12 protein-coding genes are annotated in these 17,630 nt (G+C 48.3%); 1 reads left to right on the top strand and 11 read right to left on the bottom strand.

Annotation, left to right across the window (positions count from 1 at the left end; translation table 11 throughout):
• Positions 1-38: 38 nt before the first annotated feature.
• The 11 genes from AC0KUT_RS11300 to AC0KUT_RS11250 form a co-directional block, all read right to left on the bottom strand.
• On the bottom strand, positions 39-3,152 hold the full coding sequence (locus AC0KUT_RS11300) for an efflux RND transporter permease subunit (RefSeq protein ID WP_488829990.1): 3,114 nt from the start codon (positions 3,150-3,152) through the stop codon (positions 39-41).
• 53 nt (positions 3,153-3,205) lie between these two features.
• Positions 3,206-4,135: an efflux RND transporter periplasmic adaptor subunit gene (locus tag AC0KUT_RS11295; RefSeq protein ID WP_488829989.1), complete on the bottom strand. Its 930-nt coding sequence runs from the start codon at positions 4,133-4,135 to the stop codon at positions 3,206-3,208.
• 119 nt (positions 4,136-4,254) lie between these two features.
• Positions 4,255-5,538, bottom strand: coding sequence for a TolC family protein (locus tag AC0KUT_RS11290; protein WP_488829988.1), 1,284 nt, complete (start codon positions 5,536-5,538; stop codon positions 4,255-4,257).
• Positions 5,539-5,620: 82 nt separating this feature from the next.
• Positions 5,621-6,007 carry a hypothetical protein gene (locus AC0KUT_RS11285; protein ID WP_488829987.1) on the bottom strand — a complete coding sequence of 129 codons (387 nt, stop codon included), beginning with the start codon at positions 6,005-6,007 and terminating at the stop codon, positions 5,621-5,623.
• A 259-nt stretch (positions 6,008-6,266) separates the two neighbouring features.
• Entirely contained in the window at positions 6,267-6,593 is a 327-nt protein-coding gene (locus AC0KUT_RS11280; protein WP_488829986.1) for a YnfA family protein, read from the bottom strand.
• Positions 6,594-6,763: 170 nt separating this feature from the next.
• The gene (locus AC0KUT_RS11275) at positions 6,764-7,900 is read right to left on the bottom strand and encodes a serine hydrolase domain-containing protein (RefSeq protein ID WP_488829985.1); all 1,137 of its coding nucleotides are present in this window, start codon (positions 7,898-7,900) and stop codon (positions 6,764-6,766) included.
• A gap of 87 nt (positions 7,901-7,987) precedes the next feature.
• On the bottom strand, positions 7,988-8,473 hold the full coding sequence (locus tag AC0KUT_RS11270) for an asparaginase domain-containing protein (RefSeq protein WP_488829984.1): 486 nt from the start codon (positions 8,471-8,473) through the stop codon (positions 7,988-7,990).
• A gap of 146 nt (positions 8,474-8,619) precedes the next feature.
• Positions 8,620-11,118 (bottom strand): glycoside hydrolase family 9 protein, encoded by a 2,499-nt coding sequence (locus AC0KUT_RS11265; protein WP_488829983.1) that lies wholly within the window; start codon positions 11,116-11,118, stop codon positions 8,620-8,622.
• Between the two features lie 407 nt (positions 11,119-11,525).
• Positions 11,526-13,133, bottom strand: a complete 1,608-nt coding sequence (locus tag AC0KUT_RS11260; protein WP_488829982.1) for an inorganic phosphate transporter — start codon at positions 13,131-13,133, stop codon at positions 11,526-11,528.
• A 66-nt stretch (positions 13,134-13,199) separates the two neighbouring features.
• Positions 13,200-14,129 (bottom strand): polyphosphate kinase 2, encoded by a 930-nt coding sequence (gene ppk2, locus AC0KUT_RS11255; RefSeq protein ID WP_488829981.1) that lies wholly within the window; start codon positions 14,127-14,129, stop codon positions 13,200-13,202.
• Positions 14,130-14,384: 255 nt separating this feature from the next.
• On the bottom strand, positions 14,385-14,915 hold the full coding sequence (locus tag AC0KUT_RS11250; RefSeq protein WP_488829980.1) for a DUF2062 domain-containing protein: 531 nt from the start codon (positions 14,913-14,915) through the stop codon (positions 14,385-14,387).
• Positions 14,916-15,087: 172 nt separating this feature from the next.
• On the opposite strand from AC0KUT_RS11250, the gene AC0KUT_RS11245 reads away from it, so the two are divergent.
• The gene (locus tag AC0KUT_RS11245) at positions 15,088-17,574 is read left to right on the top strand and encodes a DNA internalization-related competence protein ComEC/Rec2 (RefSeq protein ID WP_488829979.1); all 2,487 of its coding nucleotides are present in this window, start codon (positions 15,088-15,090) and stop codon (positions 17,572-17,574) included.
• Positions 17,575-17,630 lie beyond the last annotated feature (56 nt).

The following is a 17,630-nucleotide window of genomic DNA, read 5'->3' as shown; positions in this document are numbered from 1 at the left end:
TCAACAAGTTTGGCTGCGCTTTGAATGAAATCAGAGATTTAATTGTTTAGTAGCCTTCTATACGCCATGCGATATAAACCAGGTAATACCAAGAGCGTTAATAGCGTTGATGAAATGATGCCACCAATTACTACGGTGGCTAGCGGTCGTTGAACTTCTGCGCCGGTACTGGTATTTAATGCCATAGGCAAAAAGCCTAATGCCGCTACCAGTGCGACCATTAAAATAGGGCGCAAGCGTAACATGGCGCCTTCGCTTATCGCAGTGTCAAGACGTAAGCCTTTTCTTATGCCGTCGCGAAAGGCGGACACCATCATCACACCGGTTAAAACAGCTACACCTGACAACGTGATAAAACCAACGCCAGCGGTAATAGATAATGGGATGTCACGCAGCCAGAGAAAAATAACACCGCCGGTTAAGGCTAGGGGTACGCCACTGAAGACCAGTAGGGCATCTTTGGCAGAACCAAAGGTCATCATGAGTAAGGCAAAGATCATCAGCAATGTTAATGGCACCAATAAACTTAAGCGTTTGGACGCCGATTCTAATTGCTCAAAGGTGCCGCCGTAATCCAGCCAATAACCGGGTGGCAGTTTTATTTTCTGCGTAATTTTTTGTTGTACCTCTGCGACAAATCCACCCAAATCCCGTTCGCGAACATTGACGCTCACCACCAAACGGCGCTTTCCATTTTCGCGGCTAATTTGGTTCGCGCCCAGCGCTAGGTTTAACTGTGCGACTTCGCCCAGTGGAACATATCCGCCTGTAGGTAAAGGAATGGGAAGATGGGATAAGGCTTGCAGATTGTTGCGCAGCGTTTCAGGCAAGCGCACCACGATATCAAAGCGCTGGTCACCGTCAAATATTTGCCCAGCTTCTTTTCCGCCTGTAGCGGTGGTTAAGGTGTTTTGTACATCGGCGACATTGAGTCCATAGCGGCGTAATTTTTCATGATGCACATCTATCGACAATATTGGCAAGCCTTCTGCCTGCTCGACTTTAATATCATCTGCACCTGCTATTTGTTTAAGCAGAGCGGCAATTTGGTTGCCGGAGATCATGAGTTGGTCTAAATCATCGCCATAAATTTTGATACCAACATCAGAGCGCACGCCAGAAATCAATTCATTAAAACGCATTTGGATGGGCTGGCTAATTTCATAGGCGTTGCCTGGCACTTGCGCTAGCTGAGCTTCAATTGCTTTGAGCACATCTGCTTTGGTGATTTTTGCATCGGGCCAATCGGCTTTATCTTTGAGCATGATGTAGCCATCGGAAATATTCGGCCCCATAGGATCGCTGGCAACTTCATCTGTCCCAGTTCCGGCGAAGATGGTTTTAACTTCGGGCACTTTTAACACCGCGCGCTCAACTTGAATTTGCATGTCCAGTGATTGACTTAAGCTCGTGCCAGGAATGCGCAGAACTTGGACGGCAATATCGCCTTCATCAAGTGTGGGAATAAATTCAGTGCCCATACGCGCGGCCAACCAACCCGAGCCGAGTATTAATACAACAGCAGCGCCTAAAATGGGTGCGCGAAAATGTAGTGCAGCAGCCAGTGTAGGTTGGTACGCGGTTTTGCATGCCTGTACTAGCCGATTTTCTTTCTCTTCTATTTTTCCTGTTAAACAAAGTGCAAGGGCCGCAGGTACAAAGGTTAGCGATAATATCAAGGCGGCGATTAAGGCCATGATGACGGCTAAAGCCATAGGCGTGAACATTTTCCCCTCAACGCCGGTCAAGGCAAGTATCGGTAGGTTCACCAAAATAACCACAAGCACACTGATTAAACTGGGCGTAAATACTTCTCGTGTGGCGCGGAATACCGTGTGTAGGCGCTCTTCTAATTCAAGCAAACGCCCAAGTTGGTGTTGCCGTTGTGCCAAACGCATTAGGCAGTTTTCTACAATGATCACGGCACCATCGACAATCAAACCGAAATCCAGCGCACCTAAGCTCATTAAGTTAGCGCTGACTTTGGTGTGGAGCATGCCAGTCATGAGCATGAGCATAGAGAGCGGAATAACCATGGCCGTTAAGAGTGCCGCGCGCAAATTGCCGAGCATGAGCAGTAAAACAACCAATACTAAAATGGCGCCTTCGAGCAGGTTTTTTTGTACGGTTGCAATGGTTTTGTCGACCAGAACTGTGCGGTCGTACAGCGGTTCGGCGCTAACACCTTCCGGTAATGCTAGATTAATTTCCGCTAATTTTTCAGCGACTTCTCTGGCGACAGTTCGGCTATTTTCACCTACCAACATAATCGCCGTGCCGCGCACTGTTTCCACGCCATCGCGAGTTGCTGCGCCGGTGCGCAATTCTTTGCCGAGCCCGACCTCGGCAATATCTGCCAGGGTGATGGGCACGTCATCTCTGCGTGCAACTATGACGTTTTTAATCGCGGGAATATCGGCTAATTGCCCTGGTACGCGAATTAAATATTGCTCACCATTTTTTTCAATGTAACCCGCGCCGACATTGGCATTGTTATTTTGTAAGGCTTCAACCACTGCTTCAAAGGTAACGCCGTAGGCCAGCATTAAACTTGGGTCGGGGGTGACGTGAAACTGCTTTTTGTAACCGCCCATGGTATTAATTTCAGTAACTCCAGGGATTAAACGCAATTGCGGGCGTATCACCCAATCCTGCAGTGTGCGTAGTGCCATGGCGTCATAGGGTTCGCCATTGGCTTGCTGTGCGTGTGGAGCAGCTTGGAGCGAGTAGTGAAAAATCTCGCCAAGACCTGTGGCCACGGGTCCCATCTCCGGCGCGATTCCAGCGGGCATTTGGCTTTTGGCTTGCTGCAAGCGTTCATTGATCAGCGTGCGCGCGAAATAAATGTCTGTACCTTCTTCAAATACTAAGGTTACTTGCGAGAGCGCGTAACGGGATAGGGAGCGAGTACTCTGCACATGAGGAAGCCCCGCAATGGCAACCTCCACGAGATAGGTTATGCGCTGTTCCACTTCGAGTGGTGAATAGCCGGGTGCCTGAGTATTAATTTGTACCTGCACATTGGTGATGTCAGGCACTGCATCAATCGGTAAGTGTTGGTAACTCCAAAGACCGGTTCCTGTTATCACAACGATAAAAAACATCATTAACCAGCGGCGCGCGATAGAAAATTGAATAAGTGCATCAATCATGGCGCTTTACTCCTATGCGATGAAGTAAGGAGACGTTGCCGTCATACTGCAGATTAGTGTTCATGTTCTGCATTCTCCTTGCCTAGGTCAGACTTGAGCACAAAGCTGTTGCGCGAGACATAACTTTCCTGTGCTGTAACGCCTTCCCGTATTTCAGTGAAGTCTTTATCGGCTCGCCCGATACGTACTTGGCGAGTTTCAAAACCCTTATCCGTTTGCACAAAAATAACTGTATTGCCTTCTAGTGTTTGCAGTGCTTCATTGCGCACGGCGACCGCGACATTTGTAGCCGCTAGGGTAACGTCAGCCTTAACAAAGTGACCAGGTAACCACTGGCCTTGAGGGTTGTCGAGTGTAACGCGAGCGGTGACAGTTTGGTTGATGGGGCTCGCCATTGGGGCGATATAGTCTAGGGTGCCCTGGGCTATAAAATGCTGTTGTGCTTGTTCGATACGAACGGATTGCCCGCTATGCACGCGCGCCAGATCGCGCGGAAAAACCGATAACTCAATCCAAACACTGCTTAAGTCTGCGATGACCAACAAGGGTGCATCTGTGGTTAGATCGCCCAGTGTTGCGTTGCGCTCTATAACAACGCCTGCAATGCTCGCTTTTAACTCGTAGCTTTTTAAGCTTTCGTTACTCTCAATGGTTGCGAGTACATCGCCGGGTTTTACCTTGTCGCCCAAGGCGACTTTGATACTGCGAATTACGCCGGGAAAACGCGCCGAAAGTTTTTGCACGCGTTCATGGTTGACGCTTACTAAACCGTACAGCGGTATGGTTTCGTTGATGGTCTCTGCGCCCGCCTGCGTGAGTTCGATGCCCGCATTTTGTTGTTGCTGGTTACTGAGCAGAATTTTTTCGTCGTGTTCGTCGTGGCTTTCTGAGGTTATTGTTTGTTCATTTTCGTGATCTTGATGGGCTTTCTCGGCTGTTGCAGCAAAAGTATTTTTGGTGGCGGAAAAGTAAAAGGTGAACAAACAAAAAGCCAGCATGCAGCAGAAGTTCAGTAGTGATCGAGCTGTTGTTATGCAAGGTCTTTTTATGCAGGGTGTTGCGATCCATGGTGTTGAAGCGCAGCGATTTTTTTGAGCTGTGTTCATGGGGTAACCTCACTAATTTTTTTATTCAGTGCCGCGCCGGTAATGCGCTCCAAATCAATGCGAGTTTCCTGCACGCGCACCGCTGTCTCTATATAGGCTTGCTGGGCATCCAACAATTCGTGTTGGGCTAGATTGAATTCCAAATAGCTGTAGCGCCCGCGTTCAAACCCCGCAGCTGTTTCGCGCTCTGCGCGTTTAAGGGCAGGTAAAACCTGTGCGCGCAATGCAGTGAGTTCAGATACCGCCTGCTGGTGCTCTTCAAATAAACGGCGTAGTTCGGTTTGCAGCTGAATGTGTGTACTATCGAGCGCGAGCTGAATACTTTGTTGCTCAGCGCGTGCAGTCGCTATAGCGCCGGATGCGCGCTTGGTGGAGCCCAGTGGCATACTGATGCCCGCGACCATGGCGGTATCATCCGTTGCTTGCATATGCCGCACACCCAAATTCCATTCAAGCTTGGAGCGGCCTTCGCTGCGCGCTTGTCGCAGTACGGCTGTGCGAACCTGTAGATCTTCTGCTAAGAGTAAAATGTCTGGGTTAGTGGCGAGCTGAGCTTGAACATCCGGTAAGGCAAGTGCGGGCGGGGTTGCATAGAGGTCAGCAGCAACGCTAAAGCTAGGGGCTGGATCTGCCCAATAAGTGCTTAAGGTCATGCGCGCTGTATGCACACCTAGCTCTGCGCGTTGCACTGCTATTTGGGCGCGGGCTAGGGCAGCTTGCGCGCGCCACAAATCGGCTTCTGGCGTTTTGCCTGCGCGCACTTGCTGGCTTAGTGAGTCGAGGGTTTGCTGTGCAAGTTGCCGGGCTTCTTTTACTAAGTTGTGCTGTTCCTGGGCGGCGACGACTTGAATAAATTGATGGGTAACCTCCGTTAAGACATTCAACATAAGTACCCGCTGCGCAGACGCTAGTTGCTGTTGGCGCGCGGTTACCAAGCCCATGCGTGCATCGCGCTGATCGCCCAGCTCAATAACGGATGACACCGACAGTGTTAGCTCACTGCCATCAGTGCCTTTAAATTCACCCGTGCCCGCAATATTTTCTACATCAGCGGCAGCGCGAAGTTCGGGCCGTAACGCGGCGGTTTGCTGCTCTCCTGCCAAGGCTTTTACTTTAAAGTCGTAACCGATTAACTGCGGGTTGTATTGCACCGTAGCGCGTATGGCATCCTCTAAGCGCAGAGGTGCTGTGTGTGATGCGCTTGTGGCGGCAAATCCTAAAAATGGAAAACACGCGACAGCAAGCGCAAACGGGGCGCATGCCTTTTGTAAATAATTCATGTGGTTCTCTCCAGTGATGCGCGTATCGTCCGACCTAAGCCAGGCTTAGTGATGAGCAATACACAGATTCCCCCAGTGGGGATTAGATCAATGCGGTGAGAGAGGCGGGCGGTGCTCGCAGAGGGGGGCGCAAACCGCTAATGCGGGCCGTGCCATAAATTACATCGCGAATAACAGCGAAGTGATTGGGCAATACTAAAAAGATAATAACGAGGGCAATTAGTAGCGGTAATACAAGGTCTTGTTGCGGGGATTTAATTTGCACAGATTGAGAAAGGTCTACATCAACGTCTTCATGGGCTTCACTAGGGGAGTGAGTATCATGGCCGCCGATAATATCAAAATGCATGGAGACAGGCGGTTCTTGGCCGTCAAAACAAAAGTGACCATGAACACCGACTAGGCCAACCAAAAGCCATATAGTCAGTGCTGCAAGACCCCATTGTTTAAAACGTTGATGCCAATTCAAGCGTTATGTTGCTCCAATTTAGGTTCGTTCCAATTCGCTTTCGCTCTATTTTCTAAAATAGCTGTTTTGAATTGGTAGCTGCACTTATTAATCGCCACTTTTATTAATCGCCACTTTTATTAATGATCACTTTACAGTTTACAAGCTGGGTGGCTACAGCTATGACTCCACAAGGCTAACAGCAAAACTTTACAGATGAAAGTTATTATTGTTTAAGTGGTGATATTCATTGTTAGGGGGATTCACCGCTTTCGAATACTTACGCACTTTTCCATCCAGCCACAATAATAGCCACACCTAGCAGCACAACTCCTGCGCCTAAACCATCATAGGTGCTTAACTTAACGCCATCTACCACACGCAACCAAACCAATGCCGTGGCAATGTAAACCCCACCATAGGCCGCGTATACACGACCACTGGCCGCAGGGTGCAAAGAGAGTAGCCAAACAAAAAGCGCAAGGCTCAGTGCAGCCGGTAATAACAACCAAATGGAACCCTCTTTGCGCAGCCAAAGGTAAGGCAGGAAACAACCAATAATTTCAGCCAGTGCGGTAGCAATAAAGAGTAGAAAAATTTTAATCATTTAGCGCTCGGGCTGGATGGCGTGAAGTAAGCAGGTGTGTGTTGAATGCTCGAATCTCAGCTGAAGCCCACAATAATATGTTTTTTATAGAAGGAAGCTTGAGGCCGAGCTTGCACACATAATAGGATATGTCGTAGCTGTGCCGCGACATATCCTTATTTGTTATGATTTTATTCTTGAAACATAATGTTAATAATTTTTTCTGAAAATCTCCACTTAACTTTAAATTGATAATTATTCATATTTGAAAGAAGGATAATATTTATATCGTCATCAGGAAGGCGCAAAATATCTGAATGGAACCCCTTCATTTGTCCAGGGTGCCCAATTGTATTGTGCCCACCTACAGGCTCTATACCGAGGCCGAATCCATAACCGACAAAAGGGACAAAACCATTTGTAAATTCATATGGCGTAATTGCTTCTTTATAAGAAACTTCATTTATTAATTTTCCGTTATGTAGAGCCTCGCTCCAAATAAATAAATCCTCTACAGTCGAATATAATGCTGCCGCGCCATTATAAGTGGTCATGTTCACATTAATTTCTCTATAAGGCTTATCTTCAGCCACACCATAGCCAATAGCGCTGTGGTCATATTTAACGCTATTCTCATAAAGACCGGTACTCTTCATGCCTAAGGGTGCAAAGATATTTTTTTCCATATACAAGCCCAGAGGAAGCCCTGATACCTTCTCCACAATTAGACCCAATACAAAGTAGCCGTTACTACAGTATTGCCATTTCTCGCCAGGCTCAAAAAACACTCCATTTTTTTGTATATAAGAAAGGTGCTCTTGTTCAGATACTAACTCGTCTATTGGAAATGGGAACTGATCATCATTTTCCTGTTCCCACATGCCGGACGTGTGATTTAGTAAGTTTCTGATACTTATTTTTTCAGCGTTAGGCAGGTTAGGGTAATATTTAGCCAAAGAATCATTTACTGATAGCTTTCCACTCTCTGCCAATTGTAAAATTGAAACGGCTGTAAATTGCTTGGTAATAGAAGCTACTCGAAATATTGTTTTGGTGTTATTTGGGGTTTTTTCTTCAATATTTGCAGCCCCTACTCCACCACTTATAATGATTTTCCCATCTTTTGATATGAGATAAGAGAATCCAGGATGTTCTAAATCATATAAGCCTTCAAAATATTTTTTTAATTCATCTGCGTGATATTTTTCCTTGATCTCTTTATCTGCAAATGGGATGGTCTCCTTCAAGGCGCATGACACCAAAAAAAGTATTAATATAGCCATAAAAGCATGGCAGGTAATTTTATAAAAATATGTACATTTACTCATAACAACCCCAAGTTATCGTTTGAAAGTGAAATTCCTATTTATCTTTGATAGCTTCCTTTAGGTATTTCCTTTGTCTAAGCCCAATACCTACTTACGCAACTCAAAGCGGCTTTCTGCAACATTTTTTATACATTCATCTGGGTCAAAAACACATCCGTTCATGACGATGTAAACCCCGTTGGGAAGTATTTTTACGGCCATAAGTGCGGCGCCTAAATTAAAGTCTGCATCGGAGTCGCGAAATTCGGCGGGGTACATAGAGCCAACTAATACAATGGTTTTTCCTTCGATACCTTTTAGTGTTTGACCGGTTGCGGTCATGGTATCGGTACCGTGGGTGATGATGAATTTATCGCTGCTGGATTCTGCCACTGCGCTGCGGATCAGCGCGCGATCTGTATCGGTGAGTTCGAGGCTGTCTTTGCGCAATAGGGGTATTAATGTGATTGGTAAGGTGATGCCAGCGCGCGCTAGAATTTTTGGCGCTTTGGGTTCGCCAATATGATAGTCATTTTTGGCATCGTAATAAATTTTGTCGAGGGTGCCGCCAGTGGTAATTATGCAGAGGGTCATGGTTGTTCTCACAAGGAGGTATTTTAATCGAGGCGGCCATTCTTGTTTAATCTCTGGTGCACTGCAAGTTGTGAAGACTAAAAAGCCGCCCAAACTAGGTTTGGGCGGCTTTTTAGTGAGCGCTGCTCGGGTTGGAAATAGACGCGTTATTTCTCGCCTAATAGCTCTTCGGCGGCATTGACCAAGAAAATATACTCTGCCGCTTGGGTAATGACATATTCGTTTTCACCCCAGAAGAAGGGCCAGTCTTCACGGTTTTCGGGGAAGTCGGGTTTCAAAATTAAGATGCCGGGCACTATGCCGCCTGCGATAAACGAGAAATCGGCGCGGTTCATGCCGTAGGCGACTTCTTTAGAGCGGGTACCCACATTGCTTACAAGTGATAAGTTGTGATCTGGGTGAGTGCCATAAAGAAAGTTTAATGCGCTTAGCACTTGCTCTTTATCAAACAGTTTGGGGTAGGCTTTGTGCATATAGTAATTGGTAATTGCAATACGTATTACTGTACCGCTGCCGGCCCATCCTCCGTTGGTGATGAGCACACCAAAAGGGTTTTGCTTACTGAGTTCTGCCTGTTGTTTTTGATAGGCCACGACTAGGGGTTCTAGCTGGTCGCGAAATGCCTTGGGCATTTTGGGTTGGGCACGCAAGAACCAGACGGCGTGGAATTGGAATTTATCAGCAAGCTTCGGTAATAGTGTGCTAATCACCTCTGCATATTGAGATTCACCGGTGGTGAGTAGTAATTCGGTTGCCGCTTTTAATTGTTCTTCTTCTAAACCACCACCCGCGGTGTTGCCCACTTGAAACATGTCGGGCTCGGTTTTGGCCTGTTCGTCTGCCCAGGCTTTTTGCGCGCGCATTAAGGCTTCGCGTGCGAGTTCATCGTTATAGCCTTTAAGTGCGCGGCTCGCCGCGGCTAGGCCTGCAATTGAGCCGTAATTGAGCGGCGTGGATTTACTGGTAAAGGCCCAGCGATCGTCAAACTTGCCGCTTTTTTTGCCATTCTCTTCGAGCTTACCCATTTTGGGGTCGTAAACCTGATTATCGGTTTTGGTAATGCCATCACCTAAGTGTGTGTACTGTTCTATGTGAGCTTCCACTATGCCAGGGATGGCGCGCCCGAGTGCGCGGTGTTGGGCAATGAGCGCGAGGGTGCCGTGTTCAATTTGTTGCAGCACATCAGGCTTGCCATCGGCCACGTGCAGGTCTACTAATTTTTCGGGGTAGTTGACGCTGGTGACATCGCGTTTAAGGCCGAAGTTTTCCCAGACGGCGACCAAGTCCATCACTGTGGCGTATTGGGATTGGGTGCGAATGTCGAAGTCGCCCGCATCGTACCAGCCGCCAATATTTAAACCGGGAATGTGTTCGCCGGGTTTGTAGGGAGTGTCGGTAGTGGGGCCTTGACCGTAGAGATCAAAATGCTCGTGATTGATCGGCGCTTGCAGGGCGTCGTCTAGGTGAGAGGCGCCGTGCCAAACGCGGTAGGCCTCATTCACCAGCATGTGATCCATCTGCACCGGCATATAGGTGTCGAGTGTGGGGTGCCAAGCGGCTTCATAAACCTCGGTGTCGATGCGGAAGCTGGCGGTTTGTTGATCGCCGTATTGAATGGCGTAAAGGCCAGGCTCTTTCACTTGCGTAAAATCGAATTCGCGGTAGATGTAGCGCAGGTATTGGCCCCAAGTGTTGGGTTTGGCGCTGAGCACGGTTTTGCTGCTGCCATCGGCTTGAATTTTGATGAGTTTGGCGGTGTGGATTTTTTTATCCAGCTTGTCCATCTCTATGACGGCAACTTTGCGTTGGGCGGGGTGATAACCCACTTGCGAATGCGCGATCATGGGTTGGCGCAGCCAGTTTTTGGCTGTGCTTGCTTGCAGGTCCCACTCTATTACCGCACCGGTTTTACCGGCGGGAATGAGTGAGCGCACTACAAACCAGCCGTTTTGTGCCTTGGCGCGGGCATCGTAGAGAGCAAGCGGCGAGCCATTGCTGCGAATGGTGACGCGGTTGCTGCTGTCTTCTGGTGCCAATACCAGCTGCTGCCCCTGGGCCAAGGCGTGCGCTGCGGCTGTGCCGTTAATTTCTTTTTGGCCACCGGGGTAGACGGGAAAGATGCCAGCGGTTTCATCCATTAAGAAGGCTTTGTGAAAGTAGGCTGAGGGCACAAATTCCAAATTAAAACCTGCAATACCTTCCAGCGCTTTAGGCAGGGCCTTGGGCAGAATCACACTGATGTGCACACCTTCGCCTTGAGCCTGTACCTTGATGGAATAGTTCAAGTCGTAGGCGGGGTAGCGCATAAAAGCTTCAATCGCCTGCTGCTCTGGGTAGATTTTGCGCTCGATAAACTGGGGGATTTCATCCCATTGTTCGGGCGTTGCATTTAAGCGCAAATCGCCATTGGTGGCATTGCGCTCGCCATGTTGGATCAGCTCTATACCGCTGATTTTAGAGTCGCTAAATAGGCCGTCGTACCAGTTGCTAAACACCAGTACATTTAAGCCTTGGGTTTCGAAGTAGTCCTGATCATTGAGCTGGAGTTTGGCTTTGTCGGCCAATACACCGCTGCTTAATAACAAGGTAATTGCACCTGTGAGCGCAAGTTTCAACCGGTATTTACTTGAGGGTTTAAGGTTCATGAGCTAGATCTCTTAGGGTTATTCCTGAGATCTAGTCTATATGAATATAAGGCGGGGGCCAGTAGGCTGGATGCGTCTTGCTTCTGTTGTAGGGTTGATCAGTAAGCCATTAATTTTTACCTGTAATATTGGGTTTGTATATGGTTTTTTATTGGGTAGATTTTAATGTTTAAAATTTAATTAATTCTATATTTATCAATAGTATAGGCGAGTATTAAAGATTTTAGATTAAGTATGAGATTAGCTAAAAAGACGACGTTTGATAAGAAGACATTTTTTGTAAAGCTGCATTAATTTTGATTAATGCTGCTTTTTTAGGCGGCTTTAGGTTATTAATTTCGTTTAAACCTATAAAAACGGCAGCCCAAAAGCTGCCGTTTTTGATTTGTAGTAATTAGTTGAGAACCTTAAAAAATATTTCTTAAGGTTACAAACGCCAAGGCGCTGAGAATAGCGGCAGCGGGTAGGGTAATTACCCATGCTAGGGCAATGGGTTTCATCAGGTCCCAATTGGTGGAGTTGTTGACTAAGCCAATTCCCAGTACGGCACCAATCAAAATATGGGTGCTGGATACGGGTAAACCTAGGAGTGATGCCATCATTACCACGGCGGCAGCGGCCAATTCTGCCGAGAAGCCAGAGGCTGGGTGCATTTTGGTAAGGTTGTGGCCCACAGTTTGAATAACCTCTTTGCCGATAAACCAAAGACCAGCAATAAGAGCAACGCCAAAGGTCACCATAGCAACAGTGGGGACGGCGGCTTTTGAGCCAATTTCTCCGCTACGTAATACATCCATAATCGCGGCAAATGGGCCTATGGCGTTGGCGATATCATTTGAACCATGGCTAAAAGCAAAGCCTGAGGCGGTAAATACCTGCATCCAGCTAAACATTAAAAAAGTCGAACGACTCAAGGATTCGCCTTTAAGGGTTTTGGCCATGATAAAAGTGGCCATCCAGACCCCGGCGCCAACCATTCCCATGATTAAGTAGTTATGCAGGGTGCTCAGCCCCAAATCCATATTTTTTAAGCCTTTGAATAAGAGCATGGAGGAAATAATAATGGCACCCAGCGCGGCAATAATAGGCACCCAATTTTCTAGCGCTTTATAGGCCTTTAATTCGCCGCTTTTACTGTCAATTGTGTGAATTTCTTTGTAGTAGGGCGATTCCAATTCTTCAGGCTGAAAATCCTTTTGCGATAATGTATGCGCATCGCGCGCCATAGCGCTGGTGTAGGATATTTTTTGAATATCACTCAGGCGTTCAAAGGCTCGTTTGTGCTCATCTTTCAGTTTGTTCTTTTCTACCTTGATGACTTTAAGCTGTTCTTCGGCCTCGTCGTTGTAACTTAAGATATGCTTTTTAATCGCCCCGAAAAGGAGGTAAGACACAAAACCGCCGAGTACTGGCGATAGCACCCAAGACACGGCGATGGCGCCAATTTTGTCCCACTGGACTAATGCAAAAGCGGTTTCGCTGCCGTTTAAAATAAAACCCAAAGTAATAGAGCTGCCGACTATGCCGCCGATAATGGCGTGGGTAGTGGAGACGGGATAACCTTTTTTAGAGGCGAACAATAACCATATACCAGCGGCCAAGAGTGCCGACATCATGATGTAGACAAACTGCATGGGCTCTACGGTCATGCGCGTTAAATCTACTATCCCGCTGCGAATGGTTGAGGTGACCTCGCCGCCAGCAATCACCGCACCGCTAACTTCAAACACGGCGGCTACACAGAGCGCTTGTTTAACCGTGAGGGTGCCTGCGCCCACGCTGGTACCAAAGGAGTTGGCGACATCATTGCCGCCAATATTAAAGGCCATGAATAAACCAAAAGCGGTTGCCAAAAGGAATACAGCAACATGCGTGTGGTTGGTGTAATCCAAACCCCAGTAGAGAAAGTAAGCGGTGGCCGCGGCCATAATTACGCCGAAAAACAGACTGAGAACCGGTAATGAGTGTTGCGGTGACATGGTATTTGCGCTGGTTGCGGCGAGATCATTATTCATGGGGGAATCCTTCAGCAGCTTAGTATGGTTAAGGTGTCTGTTTATTGTGTTTACAGATTGTGGTGGTTAAAAAACTTCTGGTACAAACATCTCCACGGCAACAGGGCGACGGCTGTAGTCGTCGTGGTATTCGCGTTCGGGTAGTTCGATATGTGGACGTTTGATTTCTGTGTAAGGCATTTGCTGAAGCAGATGATGTATACAGTTGAGGCGCGCTTTCTTTTTATCCACGGCTTCAACTATCCACCAAGGGCATTCAGGAATGTGGGTGCGTTCTAGCATGATTTCTTTGGCTTTGGTGTACTGCTCCCAGCGGCGGCGGGATTCCAAATCCATAGGGCTGAGCTTCCATTGTTTGAGCGGGTCGTGAATGCGCCCTAAAAAGCGCAGGTTTTGTTCTTCATCTGAGATGGAGAACCAGTATTTGATAACTTTAATACCGGAACGTGCGAGCATTTTTTCGAACTCAGGTACTGAGCGGAAAAACTCTTCGTATTCATCGTTGTTGCAAAAGCCCATGACCTTTTCAACACCGGCACGGTTGTACCAGCTGCGATCAAATAGGACTATTTCACCCGCAGCGGGCAGGTGCGATACATAGCGCTGAAAATACCACTGGCTGCGCTCGCGCTCGTTAGGTGCGGGTAATGCGGCGACGCGACAAATACGGGGGTTGAGGCGTTGAGTAATGCGTTTAATCACACCGCCTTTACCGGCGGCATCGCGGCCTTCGAAGATTACGACGACTTTATGGCCGCCTGCTGCAACCCAATCCTGTAGCTTGACCAGCTCAGCCTGCAGTCGAAACAGCTCGCGGAAATACAGGCGTCTGTAAGTTTTGGCATCGGCGGGCTCGGTGCCCATCATGCGTCCCAGCTCAATACCCGGGGTTTGGCCGTACCAATGGTCTTCCATTTCCAGTTCTATTTCTTCGTCGTAACTATCGAGCAGATCAGCATTGATCCGCTCCATATACTGAGCATCGTCCAAGGTCATGGTTAACTCACTTTTGGTTAGGGTAGAAATCCAAAATATAAAGAGCGTTTATGACACCTAGGTGATGGTGTGAAAGGAAAATGGTGGGATGGGGTTTTTAGGTTATTTTGCTAGGGGGGAGTAGGTGCTGTAGTGATGCTATATGGTTATTTTTGACGCAAAGAGGCGATATTACAGAGCGAATATTACAGGCGCGCGCTGAATTCGGTTATCAGGTTTGCGCTTTAATTGTTTGTTTTGGTTGATACTAAATCGTTACAAGGGTTTGTTGTTGCGGCTTTTTTTGCGTTTTTCCCAGTTACGATTAACATTCCAGCGCCAGTAGAGCTGCATGGTGATGTAACCAAGGGTGGCGAGAATGAGCCCGAGCAGGAGTGAACCGAGTAGAAAGGGTGGTAATAAACGCTCTAATTCATTGGTTACCCAGCTCCAGGAAAGCTCAAAGGTAAATTTTGTGGGGGCAATGCGCAGTACAAAGCAACCCAAAACATAGGCAAAGTAAAAGAAGAAGGGCAGTGTAAGGGGGTTGGTAATCCACACGAGTGCAACGCAGATAGGCAGGTTGCAGCGAAAATAGAGTGCAGCGACTGCTGCAATCGCCATTTGGCCAGGCAGTGGAATTGCAACGGCAATAAAGATTCCAATAAAAAAGGCGGTAGAAACAGAATGTCTATTCAGGTGGAATAGGTTTGGGTCGTGTAAAAGATCGCCCAAAAAATGCAACGCTGGGTTGCTTTTAATTGCAGCAGCGGAGGGAATGAAGCGTTTCAGAAAATTGCGAGCCATGTAAAACCACAGTACTGCTGAAATAAGGTCGGCATTATGCCCTTAATTAAGTATGAACTCTATGGCAGTGAGAATATTATCTACGCGCTTGTTACGAGAATTGAGTTTCGACTAAGCTTAGTTCCTACAAATTATCGTGTTTATATATTGCCTCGGACAAGGATGCCGAACTATGCCAGCTTTTTACGTTCTGTTCGCACTGGGGGTTCTCTCCCTTAGCATCGCACCGCAGTTACTACCCATTCATTATTTATTTTTTGTGCTCCTACTGCTTGCGCTCATCAGTCTATGGCTGGGTGTGAGGGGATTAGCTGAGCCATTTTCTGGACGAGTAAAAATTGGTTTGCTGAGTATTCTCGGGTTGCTGCTTGGCTTGGCCTGGGGGAATTATTCAGGGCAGCTACTGCGCGCAGAGCAGCTCAACCCTGCTTTAGAGGGGCGCGATCTTTTGGTGCGTGGCCGCATTCAAGGCTTGCCTGTCGTCGCGGGTGAGCGATTGCGCTTTACCTTGGCGCTGGATGAATTTGCAGCTGTGAATGCGAATACCTTTGGGGCTAAAGGCCTGAAAGAGATGCGGCTCCCATCGTCTATCCAGCTCAGTTGGTATGCCTTCAGCCCCTATCAAAAAGTGCAGTATAAAAAATCGAACGAGAAAACAGCCAACTTACCTGAGCTGGTTCCCGGACAGGTTTGGCAGTTGCAGGTGCGCCTGAAACGCCCCCGTGGTTTGGTCAATCCAGCGGGCTTTGATTATCAAGCTTGGCTGTTGCGCAAAGGCATAGGCGCTACGGGTTATGTGCGCACCAATACCAATAACCAATGCGTTAGTTGCGGCGCGTCTGAGGCTTGGATGGGACTGTCGGTGCAAGTAGATCAGTGGCGCTATGCGTTACAACAGTGGTTGTTGCGCACCAGTCAATCGAGTGAAAAGGGCATTTTAGTTGCGCTCTTGATTGGTGAGAGCACCCAGGTCGATAAACAACAATGGCTGCGAATGCAGCAAACGGGAACAAGTCACCTCATTGCAATATCGGGTTTGCACGTTGGGTTTTTGGCGATGTTTGGTTATGCGCTGGGCTTGTTGCTGGGGCGTATTGTGCAATCTTGCTGGCATCGCCTGCCTGCGCAGTACGTCGCCTATGGCAGCGCGATTTTCTTTGCGTTGGGTTATTCCGCCTTGGCCGGTTTTAATATTCCCACTTTGCGCACCTTTCTGATGTTGGCGCTGTTTTATTGGCTGGCGATTTGGCGGCGGCAGGGGCGCATTGTCGATATCTATTGTTTCGCCCTGGCGTGGGTGGTGTTGCTTGATCCTCTTGCTGGGTTTGATATGGGCTTTTGGTTATCCTTTGGCGCGGTAGGTTTGCTGTTGCTCTATTTTACGGGGCGCTTTAGCGTGCAGCCCAAGCCCAGAGGCTTTAGTCGGCTTTCACTTACCACCATGTTCGTCGGTTTTAGTCGCTCGCAATGGGTAATGTTTATTGGGCTTTTGGTGCCGCTCAGTGTTTTTATTAATAGTGTTTCATTGACTGCACCCCTCGCCAACTTTATTGCCATTCCTCTTGTCACCTTCCTTGTAGTGCCCAGCCTTTTATTGGCTGCTACCGTGCATGCCTTTTGGCCTTGGCTGAGTCTGCAGCTATTGTGGGTGGCTGAGCAGGGCATGATCTTGTTGAAATATTGGTTGGACTGGTTGCTTGCCTTGGCGCCAGGGCAGCTCAATCCCATCGTGCATTTTTCGCCAGAACTGGCCGCACTTATGGCGTTAAGCGCATTTTTGGTGTTATTGCCCCGTGGACTCTTGCCCGTTTGGTTTGGTTGGCTTGGGCTGGCTTTGGGGAGTTTATTGACGCTGCTTAGCCCAGCAGATCTACCGCCGCTCAAAATAACCGTATTAGATGTAGGGCAGGGCACGGCCGTTGTGGTGCAAACACCCGATGGAACCTTGGTGTATGACGCAGGGCCGCGCTACAGCCCTAATTTTGAGGCAGGTAGCGCCATTGTTATGCCTTATTTGTTTTCCGAAGGCATGGCGAGCATCGATAAACTGGTGTTGAGTCATATGGACCGCGACCACGTAGGAGGAGCAGAAAGTTTGCTGACGCGCCTCAAGGTGGGCGAGCTTTTGATTGGTGAGCAACCCCGTGCGGCTGATTCCTCTATTTATAGTTCCGCGCAAAGTTGCCACAACTACCCAGCATGGCGTTGGGGCGAGGTGGATTTTCAATTTTTGCACTGGGCGATTAACCCGCGCGCCAATGCCAATAATCATTCTTGTGTGCTCTTGATTCGCTATAAAGATCAATCTATTTTGCTGCCGGGGGATGCTGAGCAAGAGGTGGAAGCGCAGTTGCAGCGCAACCCCGAGCTGCCTAAACCCTTAACGGTGCTCTTGGCGGGGCATCACGGCAGTCGCACCTCCTCATCTGCTGCATTTGTGGCCGCCACTCTGCCAGAGCACGTGATTTACTCCACAGGATTTGGCAATCAGCACGGCCACCCGCATCCATTGGTGCAGCAGCGGTTTGCCGCCATAGGCGCGCAAGCGTGGAATACTGCCACGGCGGGCGCCCTGCAGTTGGTGTGGACTGAGGAGGGCACGTTAACCCTAGTGGCTTATCGCCAGCGCCATAAGCGGTATTGGTTTTCCCTAGATTGAAGTGCAGTTTTTGGGTAAGCCTTGAGCAAATTTAACCGCCTATGCAACTTCTTCAC

This window comes from Cellvibrio sp. 25HG11W-0, from assembly GCF_057815475.1.
The sequence above is the reverse complement of the archived record's forward strand: the minus strand, read 5'-3'. Positions and strand labels throughout refer to the sequence as shown.